The following is a 21,409-nucleotide window of genomic DNA, read 5'->3' on the forward strand; positions in this document are numbered from 1 at the left end:
TGGCGAGCCGGCATAAGAGAAAGCCTAGTTTGGCTGTTAGGCGAAATCCTGTGCCGCTTATAACGTAAGCCTTTTCAAATTATTGTACTCGGCGGATCAGGGTTAGAGAGCCTTTAGGCGATTCCTGCAATTTTGTCCGCTGGATGCGCTAACCGTAAAAGCTCTTGGCGACGAGAGGGATTTAGTTTTTCCGTTCCGGCCAGCCGTTCGAATCTCCTGAAGTCAACCTGGGGATTTTTTAGTGAGGTAATCAATTTTTCCAGTCGTCTCCAACGCAATCCTTTCGGCTGCAGTTTAGGCTGTGTTGCCGGCAAATTCGGGATGCGGCGTTCGATGGGTGAAAGGCTATAAAACCTGAGCGTTTGCGTCCCGATGGGTGTATCGATCTTGAAAGACCTGGAGGCGAAGTGTTAGAGCTGAATTCTTGTTCGGATGCCGGCGGCTATGGTTCCGAGATATTGTCCGACGCCACCTCGTTAGCGGAGGTTTTGCAAAATCGAGCGGCATTGCACCCGTTACGCACGGCTTACACCTTTTTAAATTTCGGCGCGGGGGCTCAAGATGAGGTGAGCTACGGCGAATTGGATAGGCGGGCGCGTTGCTGGGCCGCCCGTTTACAGGCTATGGATATGCAAGGCCGGCGCGCGCTACTGTTATACCCGCCGGGTTTGGACTACATCGTCGCCTTCTTCGCATGCTTGTACGCCGGTTGTATAGCGGTACCGGCCTATCCGCCCGGCAGTCGGCGCCACATGCCGCGTTTGCGCGCCATATTGCACGACTGCGATGCAGCTTCGTTGCTGGCGACTCGCAAAGTGGCGGATGAAGTGTGCCGTTATTCGGCCACGGACGGCGAGTTTGACAAATCGGCTTGGTTGTTGACCGACGGCGAGCCCGGCGCGGACGCAAGCGACTGGTGCCGTCACAGGGCTAGTCCGGCCGACGTGGCGTTTTTGCAATACACCTCCGGCTCCACCGGCGAGGCCAAAGGCGTGGTGATCAGCCACGCCAATTTGCTGGCCAATCAAGCCTTGATTCGTCAACGTTTCGGTCACGACGAAAACGCTACCGTCGTCGGCTGGTTGCCGCTATACCACGACATGGGTTTGATCGGTAACGTGATGCAACCTTTGTACTGCGGCGCTCATGCGGTACTGATGGCGCCGCTGGCGTTTCTGGAGAAACCGCTACGCTGGCTGCAGGCGATAGCCGACTACCGGGCGCATACCAGCGGCGGACCGAATTTTGCCTACGACTTGTGTGTGCAAAAAATCGCCGAATGCGACGCCGCCGGCTTGGACTTGAGTAGTTGGCGCTTGGCGTTCAACGGCGCGGAGCCGGTCAACGCGAAAACTTTGGCCGATTTTGCCGGCAAGTTTGCGGCCTGCGGTTTCGACCGGCGCGCCTTTTACCCCTGTTACGGTCTGGCCGAAGCGACCTTGCTGGTAAGCGGCGGCGTCCGAGGCGCCGCTCCCAGGTTTCAGGCCTTCGCCAAATCCGCGTTGGAGCAACGCATCGCCCAACCCGTGTCGGCCGATGACGCCGATGCCCGGCTCATCGTTGCCTGCGGCCGGCCTGAGCGTAAGGAAGACCTGAAAATCGTCGATCCCGACAGCGGCGTGGAGTGCCGGGCAGGGCAGATCGGTGAAATTTGCTTGAGCGGCCACGCTATTGCTGCCGGTTACTGGCAAAAGCCGCAGGCCGATGCGCAGACTTTCGTCAGCGATGCCGGCGGCAAGCGCTGGCTGCGCACCGGCGACCTGGGATTCGTCGACGGCGGCGAGTTGTTCGTCTCCGGCCGCTTGAAGGATCTGATTATCGTCCGCGGCCGCAATTACTACCCGCACGACTTGGAACGTGCCGCCGAAGACGCTTGCGATGCATTGGTGCCGGCCGCGACGGTAGCCTGTTCGCTGCAGGCCGACCGGCACGAACAGTTGATTCTGTTAGCGGAATTGCGCCGCGACCGCTTGCGTCAACCTAACTTCGAGCGCGAATTTACCGCGATTCGCAGCCGCTTGAGCGACGAATGCGGCGTGCAGCCCGACAGGATTATCCTGCTAAAACCCGGCTCGCTATTGAAAACCAGTAGCGGCAAAGTGCGGCGCCAAGCCTGTTGCCAGGCATACGGCTCCGGGCAGTTGGCGATCGTTGCGGCAGACGGCGAAATCGAAATCAAGGCTTCGAATTCCGGGCCGGACGCCGGTAACGATACCCGGATGTTGCTGCGCTTGAGCTTGAAAGCGCTGGAACAAAACACCGGGCAAGCGCTGTTAACGGCGCATTTGGCGCACAAAATTGCCGAGTTGGCGGCGTTGCCGGCCGGCATGGTCGATGCCGGCGCGCCGTTGACCAGTCTAGGCTTGGATTCCTTGAAGGCCGTTGAGACTAAATACTTCATCGACGAACTGTTAGATATCGATCTGCCGCTCGACCACTTGTTGGGCGACTCCAGTTTGTGCGATGCGGCCGAACTCGCCTTGCAGTTGCTCAAGCGGAATGAGGCAACACCGCAATCCGACGCGCAAACCGAACAACCGGTCTGTGCGATGTCCTTTAACCAGAGAGCGCTCTGGATGCGGGCCAACATCGAAGACGAAGCGGCGTTGTATCGCTTGACTGCCGCATTGCAAATATTCGGGCCGTTGGACAATGCGGCGTTGGCCAACGCCTGGATGGCACTATGCGAACGTCACGATCAACTGCGTTGCGGGTTCGGCTTGGACGAGCAATTGCAACCGGTCAGAAAGCCAACTACCGGAGCACCCGCACCGCTGGAACGTAAAAATTGTACGGATGAGGCTGAGTGCGAGCGCCATTTGCGGGTTTTTAACGAATCGAGCTTCGATTTGCAAAACGGCCCCCTGTTACGGGCTGCCGTGTTCAGCTGTAGCGAACACGAGCATGTCTTGGCATTTGTCGTTCACCACTTGATCGTCGATTTTCGTTCGCTGCAAGTGTTGTTGCAGGAACTAGCCGAGTTATACGCGGCCCAACGGGAAGGTGCAACCAAGCACTTGCCGACGCCGTCCGCCGCTTACAACGACTTCGTGCTTTGGCAACGCCGCTATTTGGCGAGTCCCAGCGCCGAGTGCGACCTGGCTTACTGGCGGGAGCAATTATCCGGCGACTTGCCGAGCTTGGGGCTACCGAGCGTATCAACACCGACACCGTCTTATCGGGCCGGCAGCGAAGTATTGACGCTGTCGGCCGAAACGCTGGCCGGTTTGAAACGGCTTGCCGCGGACTGTCGCACCACGCTTTACGCCGTATTGCTGACCGCGTTCAAGACCTTGCTTTATCGTTATAGCCACCAAAACGATTTGATTGTCGGCTCGCCTACCTTGGGCCGCCCTCAACAGCGTTTTGCCAATACGGTCGGCTATTTCGTCAATCCGCTGCCACTCCGTAGCCGACCGGAAGGTCATTTAAGGTTTCGCGCTTACTTGGCGCAAGTGACGCGAACGGTGGTGGAAGGGTTGGCGCATCAATATTATCCGAACGGCGTGCTGTTGGACAATCTGAGAAAAGAGAATGTCGCTGCTGATGCGCTCTATCGGGCCTTCTTCGTTTTACAGGATGCAACCGATAGCGTGGCGGCGGCGATGGCGCTAGGCAAGACCGGCCTGCCGATTCGTTGGGCTGGCTTGCGCGCCGATGGTCTTGCCTTTCGCGACGGCAGCGAAGAGTTCGATCTGACCCTGTTGGCGGCCGAAACGCAGGGCGAGTTATCGCTGTCTTTTCGTTACCGACTGTGCATATTGGAATCCGCAACCGTTGCGCGGATGACTAAACATTTTGAAACGCTTATTCGCGGCGTGTTAGACAATCCGGATTGCCGGCTAGGCGAATTGCCATTTCTGACAGAGACGGAGTACCGCGATCTGGCGGCCTGGAACGCGACCGAGCTTGATTGCCCGCAACACCGTTGCATCCACCAGCTATTCGAAGCGCAAGTCGAGACAACCCCGGACGCCATCGCGCTGAGCTTTGAAGATAACCACCTCACCTACGCCGAACTGAACGCCCAAGCCAACCAACTGGCGCACTACCTGATCGAGCGGGGCGTGGGCCCGGACGTGTTGGTCGGCATTTGCCTGGAGCGTTCGCCGGAGATGGTGATAGGCCTGCTGGGCATCCTGAAGGCCGGCGGGGCTTATGTGCCGCTCGACCCCAGCTATCCGGCCGAGCGGCGGGCCTTGATACTGGCCGATGCCGGCGTCGAGTTGTTGTTGACCCGGGAAGCATGCTATGCGGAATTTGCCGACTCTGCGGACTTGACGGCGGCAAGAGACGGAGTCATCTATCTCGACCGCGACAGTTTGACCATGGCCGGCTATCCCGCGACCAACCCCAAGCTGAGCCTGCATCCCTTGCATCTGGCCTACTTGATCTACACCTCAGGCTCCACCGGCCGCCCCAAAGGCGTAGCGGTGAATCACCGCAACGCGGTGCATTCCACCTGGGCTCGGCTGACGGGCTATCCCGATCCGGTCAACGCCTATCTGCTGCTGTCCTCGTTTGCTTTCGACAGCTCGGTGGCCGGCCTCTTCTGGACCCTGACGCAAGGCGGCTGCTTGTGCCTGCTCTCTGACGACAACAGTAAAGACCCGGCAGCCCTGGCGGCCCTGATCGAGCAACAGGGAATTTCCCATCTGTTAGCCTTACCCTCGCTGTATGCGCTGCTCCTGGAGCAATCGCCCCAAGCCTTAAGTAGCCTGCAGGTTGCCATCGTCGCCGGCGAAGCCTGTCCGACCGACGTGGTCAAACGCCACCTGGCCGTGCTGCCCGGCGCCAAACTTTACAACGAATACGGCCCGACCGAAGGTAGCGTCTGGAGCAGCGTCTATCAAGCCGGGGCGGACGACCTGGAGCGGCCGTTGGCGATAGGCCGGCCCATCGCCAACGTGCGGCTTTATGTTTTGGACCGATGCCTCAACCCGGTCCCGGTCGGCGTAGCCGGCGAACTGTACATCGGTGGCGCCGGCATTGTGCCCGGTTATTGGCAACGCCCCGGACTGACCGCCGAGCGTTTCCTCCCCGATCCCTTTGGCCCGGCCGGCGGCCGGCTGTACAAAACCGGCGATCTGGTCCGCTATCGCGCCGACGGCGCACTGGAATTCCTGGGCCGGATAGACCACCAAGTCAAGCTCCGAGGTTTCCGGATCGAACTGGGGGAAATCGAAGCGCACTTGCTCAAGCAAGTAGAGATCAAGGATGCGGTCGTCATTGCCAGAGAAGATCACCCCGGCGACAAGCGCTTGGTGGCGTACGTGGTGCCGTACGCGGCGGTGGCCGACACCGAAGCCGAGCAAGCCGTCGTCGAGCGTCTCAAAGGCCAACTTAAACACCAGCTGCCGGACTACATGCTGCCCGGCGCCTTCGTGGTGTTGGACGCCATGCCGCTGTCCGCCAACGGCAAGCTGGACCGGAAGCAATTACCGGCGCCGGATCTGAGCGAACAACTGAAAAAGGCCTATGTAGCGCCGCGCAGCGAAACCGAGCAAGCACTGGCACAAATCTGGCGAACCCTGCTGCGGGTGGAACGCATTGGCCGGCACGACCACTTTTTCGCACTGGGCGGCGACTCGATTCTCAGCATTCAAGCCGTCAGCCGCGCCCGCCAAGTCGGGCTGGTGTTTACGCCCAAGCAGTTGTTCGAGCGGCCGAGCTTGGCCGAATTGGCCGAAGTGGTGACGCATTGCGGTCAGACGCTGGCCGAACAGGGCTCGGTTAGCGGCAACGTACCTTTGACGCCGATCCAGCACTGGTTTTTCGAACAGGATTTCGTCCGGCCGCAGCATTGGAATCAGGCCTTGCGTTTGCGGATCAAGCCGGGTTTGACACCTGAACTCTGTGCCGCTGCGTTGAACAGTTTGATCGCTCACCACGATGCGCTACGGCTGCGTTTCGAACAGGTCGGCCTGACTTGGCGGCAAACCCATCAAGCGGACAAGCGGAACGCGGTATTGACCGTGGTCGATCTGTCCGCGCTGCCGGATCGGCAACGTCAGGCCACTATCGCCGCGCAAGCCGCCGCTTGCCAAGCCTCGCTCGATTTGGCGCAGGGCCCGCTGCTACGAGCCGTTTGGTTCGACTTGGGCGGCGGCGAGCGGCAACTGCTAATAGCGATTCACCATCTGGCGGTCGACGGCGTGTCTTGGCGCATCCTGCTTGAAGACCTGGATAACGCCTGCCGGCAGGGCCTTGCGCAGCAAACACTTAGTCTGTCGACAAAAACCAGCGCGTTCAAACACTGGGCCGAACGGCTGGCGCAGCGGGCCGTAAACGGCGATTTCAACGGACAAGCCGAATACTGGTTGGACCCTCGCTACCGGCAGGCGCAAAGTCTGCCGGTCGATTATCCGGCGGGCGCCAATCGGGTCGAGCTGGAAGACAGCGTCGAATGGTGCTTGGGTGCCGAACAAACCCGGGCCTTGTTGAACGAGGTCCCGACGGCCTACCGCACCCACATCGATGAGGTACTGTTGACCGCGTTAGTGCTTGCCTTGGGTGATCAAATTGACGTTACAACCCCCACTTATCTGTTGATCGACCGCGAAAGCCACGGCCGGGAACACCTGGCTGACGACCTCGACGTCTCGCGCACGGTCGGCTGGTTTACCAACGTCTATCCATTGCTGTTGACCGTTAAAGCGGACGACACGCCAATTGACGCACTGAAACGCATCAAAGAACAACTGCGCGCCGTACCGGAAAACGGACTCAGTTACGGCGCGTTGCGTTACCTGTCGGCCGACGCTAACCTGCGCCAAGCCCTGAACGCGCAACCGGCGGCCCGTATCATCTTCAATTACCTGGGACAACTCGATACCGGATTTGCCGGCGACGCTTTGTTCGAAGCCAGTGTCGATACATCCGGTCCGAGCCGCGATTCGCGCGGCGAACGCCCGCACGAACTTGACGTTGTTGCGCACATCCAATCCGGCCAACTGCACCTCAGTTGGCGTTACAGTCGGGAACGCTATCGCCGCGCCACACTGGAACGCTGGGCCGACCGCTACCAGACCCACCTGCAAACGTTGATAGCACATTGCCGGCGCGCCGATGTCGGCGGTTATACGCCCAGCGATTTCCCGCTGGCCGGGCTGGACCAAGTTCAGCTGGATGAGTTGGCGTTCGCACCGCGTCAAGTGGACGACCTCTACCCGTTGACCCCGTTGCAACACGGGCTGTTATTTCATAGCCGTTACCAACCCGATACCCAGGCTTACCGCATCCAATTGGCGTGTCGGCTAAATGGGCCATTGAATACAACCGCCTTCCGGCAGGCCTGGCAACACCTGCTGGCGCGCCACGCCATCTTGCGGACCGGGTTTATCGAGCAAGGCCTGTCGCAACCGTTGCAACGCGTCGAACGCCACGCGAGCGTACCGATCACCGAACACGACTGGCGTAACTTAAGCGCAGAAGAACAGCAAATCCGTTGGCAAACCTTACAAGCCGACGACCGCCGTCAAGGCTACGATTTCGAACGCCCCCCCTTGATGCGGGTCAATCTGGCGGCTTGCGGGGACGAGCGTCACTACCTGCTCTGGAGCTATCACCACGTCTTGCTTGACGGCTGGAGCAGCCCGATTCTGGTCGAAGAGCTGTTCCATCTATACCGGTCACTCGCCGAAGGCCATGCCGCGGAGTTAGCACCGGCGCGGCCGTTCCGCGACTATGTCGCCTGGCTGCAACGCCAAGATCAAGTCGCCGCCGAACATTACTGGCGAACGCAACTGGCGGGGTTCGAAGCGGCTACCGTTCTCGGCGTCGACCAATCTCCCCACAGCAAAGGCTCGGTCGGCCCGTTGCATCCGCAAGACCTCTGTCTGAGCGATGCGCTCAGCGCTCGCTTGCAAGACTACGTCAAACAACGGCGTTTAACCCTCAACACCCTGGCTCAAGCCGCCTGGGGTTTGCTGCTCAGCCACTATAGCGGGCGGCGCGATGTCGTGTTCGGCGTCACGGTCGCCGGCCGGCCGGCGGAACTGGCCGGTATCGAACGGCAAGTCGGGCTGTTCATCAACACGGTACCGATGCGGCTCAAGCTGGAGCCGGAGCAGAAACTGAGCGACTGGTTGCAAACCGTCTTCGAGCAAGGCCGACTTCAAAGCCGATACGACTACGCAGCACTGGCACAGATTCAAAACTGGTCGGACATTGGTCGCGGTCAGGCCTTGTTCGACAGCCTGCTAGTATTCGAAAACTACCCGCTCGACCAAGCCCTGCTGGAAATCGGCGGGCCGTTACGCATCGATCAAGTTGCCGGGCAAGACCCGACCAATTACCCGTTGACACTGGCCGTGTTTCCCGGCCCGCAACTGCGCCTGACACTGCACTACGATGCTGACCGCTTTCCCGGGGCGGTCGCGGCGCGGATGCTGGAACACTTGCAACACCTGCTAAACGCCTTCGCCGAACAACCCGAGGCCCGATTGGCCAATCTGCCCAGCCTGACCTCGGCCGAACGCCGACAAATCCTGCATGATTGGAACGCCACAGAAGTTGCCTACTCGCAAGAGCGCTGCATCCACCAGCTATTTGAAGCGCAAGTCGAGAAAACTCCGGACGCCATCGCGCTGAGCTTCGAAGGCGAGAGCCTGAGCTACGCCGAACTGAACGCCCAAGCCAACCAACTGGCGCACTACCTGATCGAACGGGGCGTAGGCCCGGACGTGTTGGTCGGCATTTGCCTGGAGCGCTCGTTGGCGATGGTCGTCGGCCTGCTGGGCATCCTGAAGGCCGGCGGGGCGTATGTGCCGCTCGACCCCAACTATCCGGCCGAAAGGTTAGCCTTCATGCTGGCCGACATCGCACCGGTCGTGATCTTGACCCAAGCGAAATTTGCCGAATTGGATTTTGCCGGGGCTCCAGTGCTCAGTCTGGATAGCGATTGGACGCAGGTCGCGGCGTATTCCGCCGGCAATCCCCGTCCCAACCTTCAACCGAGCAACCTGGCCTATTGTATCTATACCTCCGGCTCTACCGGCCAACCTAAAGGCGCCGGCGTGCCGCATCAAGGCATTTTGAATCGATTGCAATGGATGCAGGCCGAATACGGTCTGGACAGCAAGGATGCAGTCCTGCAAAAAACCCCGTACAGTTTCGATGTGTCGGTCTGGGAATTCTTTTGGCCGTTGATGACCGGCGCCCGATTGGTCGTGGCACCGCCCGAGTTGCATAAAGACAGTCAAGGCTTGATCGAATTGATTCGCCGCGAACGTATTACCACGGTCCACTTCGTACCGTCGATGTTGCAAGTCTTCGTCGACACGCCGGGCGCCGAACGCTGCACCGGCCTGAAACGGGTGGTGTGCAGCGGCGAAGCACTGCCGGCCGATCTGGTACAGCGCTTCCAACAAAAACTGCCGGCCGGGTTGCACAATCTGTACGGCCCAACCGAAGCCTCGGTCGACGTCAGCTACTGGGCTTGTCCGCAAGATTGCCGGGAAACCGCGATTCCCATCGGCAAACCGATTAGCAATCTCCGTCTGTACATTCTCGATCGAAGTCTGAACCCGGTGCCGATTACTACCCCCGGCGAACTGCACATCGCCGGTATTGGCCTAGGCCGGGGCTACCTAAACCGTCCCGATTTAACGGCGGAAAAATTCATTCCGGATCCGTTCGGCCCGGCAGGCAGCCGCCTATACAAAACCGGCGACCTGACGCGCTACCGCCCGGACGGCAACATCGATTATTTGGGCCGTATCGACCACCAAGTCAAGATCCGAGGTTTCAGGATCGAACTGGGCGAAATCGAAGCCCAATTGCTTAAGCAGCCGGAGATCAAGGACGCGGTCGTCATTGCCAGGGAAGATCACCCCGGCGACAAGCGTTTGGTGGCGTATTTGACCTCGAACGATGACAGTGCGTTGTCCATTGGCGACCTTCGCGCCATTTTGGCCGAAGCCTTACCCGATTATATGCTGCCTAGCGCCTTTGTCATTTTGCCTTTGATGCCTTTATCCGCCAATGGCAAGTTGGCACGCGGCGCTTTACCTGCCCCTGATAGGGAGGCTGTGATCAGCCATCGCTACGAAGAGCCGCAAGGAACAAAAGAAATCGCGTTGTCTTGTATCTGGAAGGATCTGTTGGAACTGGAGCGCGTTGGCCGCAACGATCATTTTTTCGAATTGGGAGGTCATTCGCTGATGGTGCTGACACTGGTCGAACGATTACGTCGGCTAGGCTGGCTGCTGGAGCCGCGGGCGGTTTTTGCCTATCCGACATTGTCTGTTTTGGCGGAAACGATAGTCGATTACCAAGACAATAGTCCGGCTTTTGATATGCCGCCCAATTTGATACCCGAGCATTTCGGGCAGTCGTTAAACCTAGCGTATTTTGAGGAGTTTCGGGTATGAGCTTGCAGGAAGTTTTTGCAGAGATGCAGAAAAAAAATATCGTCGTCAGCGAGTTGGATGGCGAATTAGTCATTCGTGCACCGCAAGGCGCTGTCGATCAGGCATTAATGTCCACATTAAAAACGCATAAGCAGGATTTGTTGATTGCAATAAGAAACGGCGTTGTGATGGACAGGCATGCATCGGGAACGCCGAAAATAACCCCGGATATGCTGCCGTTACTCAGCTTCACCCAGGATGAGATCGATTTGATCGTGGCTAGCGTTGCGGAAGGGGTGGCCGGAATTCAGGATATTTATCCTCTGGCGCCGTTGCAGGAAGGTATTTTGTTTCACCATTTGATGGAAACCAGGGGCGATCCGTACATCACTCGCTCCGTCATCGTGTTCGATAATCGCGCGCGTCTGCAAGGCTTCTTGGAGGCACTGCAGACGGTGATTGACCGACACGACATTTTACGCAGTTCGATACGCTGGAACGGTTTGTCGCAGCCAGTTCAGGTCGTGCATCGCCATGCCGTGCTGACCATTGAAGAATGGGCCCCTGAACCGAAAGAACGGATTTACCAATGCTTGATGGAACGCACCGATCCTCGCCGGCTCAGGATGGATTTGCAGAAGGCTCCGCTGTTGGCTGGCTTTGCCATTAAGGATAGCCAATCGGATGAATACTGGTTTGCGATGCTCAACCATCACATGGTGGACGATAACTATACGCTTCAGCTTATTTTGTCGGAAATCCGCTTGATACTTGAAGGTCGGCCCGAGCAATTGCCAGCCATACAACCCTACCGGAACTTCATCGCCCGTATGCGTGCGCTTTCTCAGGCGGATCATGAAAGCTATTTCCGGCGGCAGCTTGGTGACATCGACGAACCGACCGCGCCATTCGGGGTGCTGAATGTGCAAGGCAGCGGCGGACAAGTCGAAGAAGCTGTTCTATCGCTGGAAGCGGAATTGGCGCAACGCGCCCGCAACAGCGCCCGGCAACACGGCGTTACTCCGGCAAGCTTGTTCCATATGGCGTGGGCTTTGGTGTTGGGACAATGCAGCGGCCGTGATGACGTGGTATTCGGCACGGTATTGTCGGGCCGGTTGCAAGGCGGTGGCATAGGAGCGGACAGTGCGGTCGGCATGTTTATCAATACTTTGCCGATACGGGTTTCACTGACCGGCCGGACTGTGCGCGACATAATCGGCAGCATCTACGACAATTTGAACGAATTATTGATGCACGAGCATGCCACTCTTGCGCTGGCGCAGCGTTGTAGTGCTGTCCCGGCATCGTTACCCTTGTTCACCGCGCTACTCAATTACCGGCACTCCAGGATCGTTGCGGTATCCGATCAATCGGCGCTGCTGGAGTGGGAGGGGATGCGTGTGATTAGCAGCGAAGAGCGTACCAATTATCCGCTGACGCTGTCGGTTGACGATTTGGGGCAAGGTTTTAATCTTACCGTGCAATGCGTGAGCGGTATCGGTCCGGAACGTATCGGCATTTATGTTTGTACCGCCATCGACAGTTTGATAACGGCATTGGAACAGTGCCCCCAGCAAGCGGCGAATACTCTCTGCATTATGCCTGAGGGTGAACGACGGCGAATCTTGGATGATTTTAACGACACCGCTGCCGAATATTCCACCGAACAAGAGTTGCACGCGCTGTTCGAGGCGCAAGTGGGAAAAACGCCGGACGCGGTTGCGCTGGTGTTTGCAGAGCAGGCTTTAAGTTACGCTGAACTTAACGCCAAAGCCAATCAGCTCGCTCATTATCTACGCTCCAAGGGCATAGGGCCGGATGTGCCGGTCGGCCTTTGCGTCGAACGGTCATTGGAGATGGTGGTCGGCATGCTGGGTATACTGAAGGCGGGTGGAGCTTATGTTCCGCTTGATCCCCACTATCCCAAAGAGCGCGTCGACTATATGTTGAAAGATGCGCGGATTGCCGTACTACTGACTCAACAGCATCTAGCGGCGGAATTAGCCTTCGGCATCAAGGATACGACTTATCTGGATGCCGATTGGCCCGCCATCCAACAATATTCCGTTGATAACCTTACGCAGTATGGCCACTCGCTGAATTTGGCTTACATGATCTATACCTCCGGTTCTACCGGACAACCCAAAGGCGTGATGGTCTCGCATTGTAACGCGCTGCAATCCACCGTTGCGCGGTTTACTACTTATCGCGCACCTGTTACCTGTTATTTGTTGCTGTCCTCGTTTGCCTTCGACAGTTCTGTGGCAGGACTGTTCTGGACGCTGGGGCAGGGCGGTTGTTTATGCTTGCCGGAAGATGAGGTCGCCAAAGATCCGGTTGCATTGACTGAATTGATCACGCGGTATCGGGTGTCGCATTTGCTAGCCTTGCCGTCGTTTTATGGTTTGCTGGTGAAACAAGCCGGAATCCGCTTAGAAACCCTGAAAACGGCTATCGTTGCCGGAGAAGCGTGTGCAATCGACGTGGTTAACCGGCATTACGCAATGTTGCCGAATGTACCGTTATATAACGAATACGGCCCGACCGAAGGTTCGGTTTGGAGCAGCGTATACCCTATCAGCCAGAACGATTTGGACCGGCCGGTATCGATAGGCCGGCCGATCAGCAACGTTCGACTTTACATTCTGGATCGCTACGGTCATCCGGTTCCTATTGGAGTTCAAGGCGAACTTCATATCGGTGGCGCAGGTGTGGTGCGTGGTTATTGGCGGCGGCCTGAATTGACCGCGGAAAAATTTATCCCCGACCCGTTTCAAGCGGCTGGCGGCAGGCTCTACAAAACCGGCGATTTGGCGCGTTACCGGCTTGACGGCAACCTCGAATTTTTAGGGCGTGTCGATCATCAGGTGAAAATCCGTGGCTTTAGGATCGAATTGGGGGAGATCGAGGCCCGTCTGATGGCGCAGCCGGATGTAGAGGACGCTGTAGTTTTGGCTAGTGAACCTCAGCCCGGAAATAAGCAATTGACGGCTTACGTTGTCGGTAATGCCTCTACAGAAAGGTTACGGGAAAATCTCAAATCCGCGTTACCCGATCATATGGTGCCGAACGCATTTGTGTGGCTGGAGCGGATGCCATTGACCGCAAACGGTAAGCTGAATCGTAACGCATTATTGTCGGCGGCAGCCAAAGACAAGGTGTCCGACATTCGGGCCGATACGCCTGTTTCGGAAACGGAAATTAAGCTGGCGGAAATTTGGTCCGGTTTATTGGGTGTCGAACAGATTGGCAGACATGACGATTTCTTCGATTTGGGCGGCCATTCCTTGCTTGCGATAGAACTGGTTTCAGCTATTCAAACAAATGTGGGTGTCGACGTTGCGCTGGTGGATTTGTTTGAATGCTCGACCCTGGTAGCCCAGGGCGAGTTAATCGACGGCAGTAGAAAAGACGATAAATTGCTCGATTTGGAGGCCGAAGCGAAACTAGATCCTGAAATTCGGCCAACCGCTTCGACAGCCGTCCCCGTAGTCGAGGCGCAAGCGATGCTGTTAACCGGTGCGACCGGTTTTCTCGGTACATTTTTACTGGCTGAATTGTTGGAGCAAACACGGGCCAACATCTATTGTTTGATCAGGGCTGTCAATGAAGGGGAAGCACAAGTCCGGTTGCAACGCCAGATCGGCCGTTATGCCCTGCAAGACCGAATCGATTGGAGCCGGGTTATTGCGGTGTGCGGCGATTTGGCGGAGCCTCGGCTCGGCTTGTCGGTATCTCGTTATGAAGAAATTGCCGGGCGGGTTGACGCTATTTATCACAACGGGGCGCAGGTCAACTTTGTCCAACCTTACCAAGCGTTAAAGGCCGCCAACGTATTAGCGACTGAAGCAGTGCTGCGTCTGGCTTGTTACGGCAAAGCTAAAGCAGTTCATTATGTTTCAACCTTATCGGTGTTTAGCGAAACCTCTTTCAATAATCCGTATGGCCATGGGGAGCAGGACGAGCCGGCATCCGGTGCAGACTTGGCTAATGGTTACGCCCAGAGCAAATGGGTGGCGGAAAAGTTGGTGAGATTGGCTAAGGACAGAGGGATTCAGGTAACCGTGTATCGGCCGGCGACCGTTGCCGGCGATAGCCGTAGCGGTGTTTGGAATACCGAAGATTATTTGTGTCGCTTGATTAAAGGTTGCATTCAGATCGGTTACGCCCCCGCAGAGCACCTACGTATGGATATGGCTCCCGTCGATTACATGAGCCGCGCCATGGTCGCATTGTCGTTGCAACCGAGTTCGGTTGGCGGTTGTTTTCATCTAAATCATCCTATCCCGCCTTATTCCGATGAACTGGTCAATGGGTTTAGCCGCTTGGGATACCGGCTGCATCGCATTCCTTATCGCGACTGGGTGAATAAGTTGCTTGAGATTGGCAAAACTCAGTCCAACGATTTTGCTTTATTGCCGTTGCTGCCGATGTTTTCGGAGCAAAAGCAAGATGATGCATCGGCGTTGTTGGAAGAGGATGCGATTCGCTACGATTGTAGAGCAACGCAAAGCACGTTATCCGAGTTAGGGATTGAGTGTGCTTCGCTAGATGACGAGCTACTAGGCCGTTATCACACATATTTTAGTCGGAATGGATTCATTAGGGAGCCTGACTATTACCATGGAAATTACTATAGCAATGGTTGCTGAATATGATTTGATCAAAACGATATGTATAGGTGGGGTAAAGTTTGCAGTAGCGCGTCTACCTTATTGTAAATGTAAAGCTTGTACTGACAACAACATACTGTAATTATTGATTTCGATTTTTAAAATTATTTTCAAACAGGACATATTTAAGGAAAACCACCGAATGGTTCACAATAAAAAAAATAACTTTTCGCCTAATAAAATTGTAATTAATCCAATATATAATATTAAAAATCGCTTTATAAAAGGAATGATTGTGTTAACGTTTCTTTATACTGATCCGGCGTCATCTGAACAAGTTGCAGGCGTAAAAATACAATTCGACATGCCTTCAAGCGATTTGGCATCCGCATTGAATAGTTTCGCAGAAAAAACTAGTATTGAGTTAATATATCCGGCTTACATTGTGCTAGATGAAAAATCTAAACCTGTTAAAGGGTATTATAGTATACAAGATGGTCTTAAGGAGTTGTTGCGGGGAACGGGGGTGGTTTATCGTTTGACGGGAGATAACAGTATTACTTTAGCTAAGGAAACTGTTTCCGAGCCTCAGTCGAGTAAAACGATGGAGGTAATCACCGTGACGGGTAAAGCTGTTCATGATGCTAGCAATCCTTACAACAAGGAGTATGCCGTATCCCATGCTAGTGCGGCCACTAAAACCGATACGCCGATTATGGAAACGCCTGTTTCCATACAAGTGTTGCCGCGAGCCGTAATGGACGATCAAAAAAGTTCACGCGTCGCGGATGCGCTGGAAAACATCAGCGGGGTGCGTCCGCAGTCGTCTTTGGGGTCGGGAGACGGATTTATTGTCCGCGGCTTTCGCACGGGTAATATCTATCGTAATGGTGTTTTGAGTAACGAAGGGGGATTCGGCAGCTTCGACACGGGAAATCTGGAAAGTATCGAGGTACTTAAGGGACCGGCCCAACTCTACGGCCGGACTGAGCCGGGCGGGTTGATCAATATTAATACCAAGAAACCTTTGGATACACCCTATTACTCGCTTGAACAACGATTCGGATCGTACGATTTATACCGTACCCAGTGGGATGCAACCGGTCCCATCAACGCTGATAAAACCCTGCTTTATCGTTTTACAGGTGCTTATCAAGACAATAAATCATTTCGGGATTTCGTTACCTCCGATCGGGTTTTGGTTAATCCCAGCATTACTTGGAGGCCAACCGATGCACTGGATGTTACCGTCGATGTCGAAGGGACAAATAAGAATGCGATGGCTGATTTTGGGATTCCGGTCATCGGTAATCGTCCTGCGGCTATTCCTATTAGCCGCAATTTGGGAGACCCGAATACTCCTTTAAGTGAACAGTCCAGTGTAAAAATAGGTTCAGAAATAAATTATCGTTTTAACGATAACTGGGCAATACATAATCGTTTTTTAGCGAGTTTGGCCGATGGAAATACAACGCAAGTCACTCCCGCGCCGGCGTTCAATGATGCTGTCGCACTAAATCAAGTTACCGGAATGATGAGTCGGAATATATTCAGGCAAACTAGTAGTCGGGAAGTGTATTCCACTAATTTGGATATCACGGGTAAATTCGACATCGGAGAAACAAAGCATGAAGTGTTAGGCGGCTTTGACTTTTATCGAGCATTCGATAAATACAACGTAGACGGAAGATGGAAGATTCCAGATCCGGCATTGGCAATCAATATTTATAACCCGTATCCTAGCTACGGCATTCCGCAAAGCACTTTCGACACTGCGCTGTCGACGTCCGATTACTTTGCTGGCGTGATAGGTAATAATCATGCGGTCACGTACAACAGTTGGTATGGTGCATACTTCCAGGATCAAATCACCATTTGGGATCGGCTGCATATCATGGGTGGCGGCCGCTACGATTGGGCTGAAACTGGTAGGGCCAACGCTTCCAATTTCGCAGATGCCGAACATCAGCTTGAAAATCTGGTCCGTGCCGACGGAGCGCTCATCCGTAAAGACGAAGGATTTAGTCCTCGTGTCGGCATTCTCTATCAACCCTGGCAACAGCTGAGCGTTTACGGCAACTGGACAACCTCGTTTGGCGCCAACAATGCCAACTCTGCCGACGGAAGAACATTCGATCCGCAAACCAGCGAACAGTTTGAAGCAGGCATCAAGACACAATTGTTCGATCAGCGGTTTCTAGCCACTCTCGCCTACTACCATCTGACTAAAGACAATATCTTGGTTAATGACCTGAGTACGTCGGATCCATTTGACAAAATAGCCAACCTGCAACGCAGTCAGGGTATTGAGTTGGATATGACAGGACGTGTGACGGAGGCGTTGAGCCTGATCGGTAGCTATGCCTTTACCGATGCACGCGTTATTAAAGACTTCGGCGGAGACACGGCAGGTAACCGTCTTAGTAACGTACCCGAGCATTCGGGAAGTATGTGGCTCAGATATGATCTTAACGGTTATGGCGCCCTGAACGGTTTGAGTTTTGGCTTGGGCGGTGTTGCTGTCGGGCAACGTGAAGGCGACAACGCCAATTCCTTTCAGATGCCCGGTTATGTGCGGATGGATACTTTCGCCGCTTACAGATGGGACACTAAAAGTGCCCGTGTGACGACTCAACTTAGTGTCCGTAATTTGCTGGATAAACAATATTATGCGTCTACCGATCCTACCGACTCCGCTGCTAACGTCGCTCCCCGGCTTGGTGTTTATCCGGGAGAGCCGTTGACGGTCGTGGGGTCCCTTCGGGTAGAGTTTTAGTAACAACGATGGTGAAAAGCGGTCAATCTGTTTGTTGTAGTCGGAGAAAGCTGGCATGAACCACAAACTTCTATATCGCCTCGCCGACTCGACGGCGGTGGAAGCGCTAGTCGACAAGTGGGTGGCTTGGCCGCATACTTTTTCTCCGGTGCCGTACAGCTTGCATATGCTGAATTACCAAAAGAAAAACTTGAGTTCATATCTACAAAAGCCCGGCATTCACGTCGAATCCAGCGCTAATCCAAAGCTATTGGGTGGACCGTTTGTCAATGTTCCGGTCGAACGGACAGCCGAGATAGAGCAAATGCTGGAGCGGATGGACAAAGAGCACGGTGCCACTCAGCAAATGGCGCAGGATTTGATCGCTTTTCAAAACCTGCTGGATAAAGAAGCCACGGGCCAGAGTCTGGAACCGTATTATGCGGTGCTGCCGGAGTCGTTGCGCGGCTTTATCGAATTGCTGTACGACTATAACAATCGGCCTATTGTGCGTTGTATTGAAAGCTTGTTTTACAAAAGTACGCATTACAAAAAGCACTTGCAATCGTTGCACCTCTTTACCCAAACTCATGATCGCGCTAGGGCCTATTACATGAGCACGCCGCGCCTGCCAACGGACGATAGTATCGAATGGACTATACCGTTTGCGAGGACAGAGATCGACGAACTGTTTAAACTGGATAACCAGCCTCAACCTTTGAGTTATATCCGCGAGCTATTGGGACTCGATGCCGGAGACGACAAAAAATTGATCAGCCTATTGACCGACCGGCCCCCTTACATGGCGGAAAAATGGCAGGGCAGTGGTATTCGGGTTCGCTATTTCGGTCATGCCTGTGTATTGATCGAATATAACGACGTTGCGATTCTGATCGATCCTTTTATAGCGATACAACCCAGTCAGGGCGGCATAGAACGTTACACGTTTCAGGACTTGCCGCCCTATATCGATTATGTGTTGGTTACCCACGTTCATCACGATCACTGCGTGTTTGAAGCGTTGCTACGCCTTCGTCATAAAATCGGTATGTTAGTGGTGCCTAAAAGTTCCGGCATATTCTACGGCGACATATCGATGAAACTGTTGGCTCGGGAACTGGGCTTCTCCAAAGTCACGGAAGTTGATCCGTTAGATAGTTTTTCGTTTTCCGGCGGTGCTTGCATTGCGGTGCCGTTTCTCGGCGAACATAACGACTTGCCGTTTGCTAAAAGCGGCTACCTGATTTGTGCCGGTCCGCAACGCTTGCTGTTTGCCGCCGATTCCAACTGCCTTGACCGGCGCATGTACGAAAATCTGAGTGCGGAGTACGGCCCGATCCAAACCGTTTTTTTAGGCATGGAATGCATAGGTGCGCCGTTATCCTGGGTATACGGGCCGCTGCTGCCGAAATTACCCGAGCACAAGCATTGCCAGTCGCGGCGTTCCAAAGGCAGCGATGCTCATGCGGCTTTGAACTTGTTGGATGCAGTCCAAGCGGAGCGAGTTTATATCTACGCGATAGGCCGCGAACCCTGGCTGCAATATTTCATGGCATTAGAGCCGGAAGATGACGATCTTTATATTAAAGAAATAAGTAAAGTGTTGGAAGCTTGCGAACGTAAAGGTTTTGCCGATGCGCGAAGGTTGTACGGCAAGGATCAAATTTATTTGGGTGGTGAGCTTTAAATAAAGCAAACCACCGTTTTCCATGAATATAAACTTATAGGTCGCTTAAATAAATGGATCATTATCTTTATTATAAAAGAAAGCAGCTATCCAGATCTTATTTGTTGGCAACCGAATATACGAGTATTATTAAGGGCTATGTTCCCGAAGATAAACTCCCTTCTAATATTGAATACTTATCGAAGTGGATTGAATATCAATTCCTTCCGCATTATTTCGGCTATGTTCCGGTATGGCGTAGTTTTGTGCGAAAATTTTCCGGCAAGAGAACTCTGCCGGATTTCTGTGTTGTTGGACCTATAAAGAGTGGCACTAGTGATTTGGCAGTCAATATCATGTTGCATCCGAATGTGATACCTCCATTAGTTAAAGAATGTTTCTCTGCCGATCTTGAAAAATGGCGCATGTATTATCCCACAGAACGACAAAAGAGAAAACTTGCATCTAAATATGGAATTGCATTAACTCCGTTTTTGGCTCCTTATCTTCATTGGATGGAGCTGATTTATAATCTTTCTAAGGAACGACCGGAAACAAAAGTTGTTTTAACATTAAGAGATCCCGTTAAAAGATTTTATTCTCAATGGAAATGGGAAGTATATATGGCCGGAAAAAAACGCTCGGATAATTTATATTTTTTAAATTCGTTTCCGGCGTATGTGGATAAGGCGTTATCGGTTTTTCCGGATTATCCTATGTTTACTACTTGTGCTTGCGATCCAGTGCAAACAAGCATTTATTATAAGGCAGTTAGTTATTGGATAGAGTGTTTTGGGAAAAATAACGTATTAGTGTTGGATGCGCAAGATTATTTTTCAGATAGCAATAACTTTTTAAACAAAATATATGGCTTTGTTGGATTGCCTAATTTTGCAACCCCTCAGTTTAAAGATAGAGTCAATGAAAATCCTGTTGTACTGCCGCCGGCCGATGATGAAAGTGTTGGTAGATTATATGAATTTTTCGAGCCATATAATAAAAAACTTTGGAATATATTAGACAATGAATTTGATTGGGATGTTAAAGCGCAGTAGATAATATACCTAGACTATAACGCATCTAGCTATCAATAAGTGCTCTCACCCATTTTAAGTATGGGGCATATTGATGTCAGTATGATTGAATAACAGGAGGTTGAAAAATGTATTTGAGTGAAGAATTGCCATTACAGGTGGACAGAGTTAATGCGCCGTCGATTGAAGAGTTTAATAGATTATACGCTGAACCAGGTAAGCCCGTATTGATAACGGGGGTTGTTTCCGAGTGGGATGCCTGTTCGCTTTGGAATTCTCAATATTTTAAGTCAATTGCCGGTGAACGTTCAGTTCCTGTCAAACGCATGCGTAACGGCGCCTATCTCGGAGCGCACTCAGAGTTAATGAAACTGGCGAATTATTTGGAACTGGTTCATAAGGAGCCGATTGGTAATGAAAGAGTTTATTTAAGCGAACAAAGTGTAGAGAGTATTTTGCCGGAAGTCGTTGGCGACTTTACGGTTCCTGCTTACATTGATTCCACAAAATTCGTCGCGGTTTGTTATATCGGTAGCAACGTGCATTCGCAAATTCATTTTCACCCTTTCGGTAAGGCGTTACTGTGTCAGGTTTCAGGAAGCAAACGGGTAAAACTTTTCGCTCCAAATCAAACTCCTTACCTGTATCAGAAATTGCATTTTAGTAAGATTGAAGGAGAGCCGGTTGATTTAGAGAAATACCCCTTATATCAAAAAGCCGTATATTACGAATGCGAAGTTAAAGCGGGAGAAATGTTGTTTTTTCCAATTTACTGGTGGCATGGCGTGGAAACAACGGAATTCAGTTCTGCGGTCGTTTTTTTCTGGGATGATTCTCGAAAGTCGAGATGGTTACCTCCGGAGGGAATTCCCTGGAGATATGTACCATTGTTTGAACTAATGTCATGGCTCTTCAAAGGAAAACGTATGTTAAATGGCATGATGAAATCTGTTCGTGGAGATGCGCGGCGCTCTTAAATAGAAGAACGA

The 21,409-nt window shown here is 53.5% G+C and carries 6 protein-coding genes; all 6 read left to right on the top strand.

Translation table 11 applies throughout. The features are described 5' to 3' along the window. Positions 1-407 precede the first annotated feature (407 nt). Positions 408-10,373, top strand: coding sequence for a non-ribosomal peptide synthetase (locus tag F1E05_RS09620; RefSeq protein WP_150048085.1), 9,966 nt, complete (start codon positions 408-410; stop codon positions 10,371-10,373). Beyond that, entirely contained in the window at positions 10,370-15,004 is a 4,635-nt protein-coding gene (locus F1E05_RS09625; RefSeq protein ID WP_150048086.1) for a non-ribosomal peptide synthetase, read from the top strand. Before F1E05_RS09620 ends, F1E05_RS09625 begins: the two co-directional genes overlap by 4 nt. A gap of 163 nt (positions 15,005-15,167) precedes the next feature. Continuing rightward, positions 15,168-17,741, top strand: a complete 2,574-nt coding sequence (locus F1E05_RS09630; protein WP_232056835.1) for a TonB-dependent siderophore receptor — start codon at positions 15,168-15,170, stop codon at positions 17,739-17,741. A gap of 55 nt (positions 17,742-17,796) precedes the next feature. After that, on the top strand, positions 17,797-19,407 hold the full coding sequence (locus F1E05_RS09635) for an MBL fold metallo-hydrolase (RefSeq protein ID WP_150048087.1): 1,611 nt from the start codon (positions 17,797-17,799) through the stop codon (positions 19,405-19,407). 53 nt (positions 19,408-19,460) lie between these two features. Next, positions 19,461-20,441, top strand: coding sequence for a sulfotransferase domain-containing protein (locus F1E05_RS09640; RefSeq protein WP_150048088.1), 981 nt, complete (start codon positions 19,461-19,463; stop codon positions 20,439-20,441). Between the two features lie 107 nt (positions 20,442-20,548). After that, positions 20,549-21,397: a cupin-like domain-containing protein gene (locus tag F1E05_RS09645; protein ID WP_150048089.1), complete on the top strand. Its 849-nt coding sequence runs from the start codon at positions 20,549-20,551 to the stop codon at positions 21,395-21,397. The last annotated feature ends 12 nt before the right edge of the window (positions 21,398-21,409 follow it).

The organism is Methylomonas rhizoryzae (assembly GCF_008632455.1).
Classification (GTDB): domain Bacteria; phylum Pseudomonadota; class Gammaproteobacteria; order Methylococcales; family Methylomonadaceae; genus Methylomonas; species Methylomonas rhizoryzae.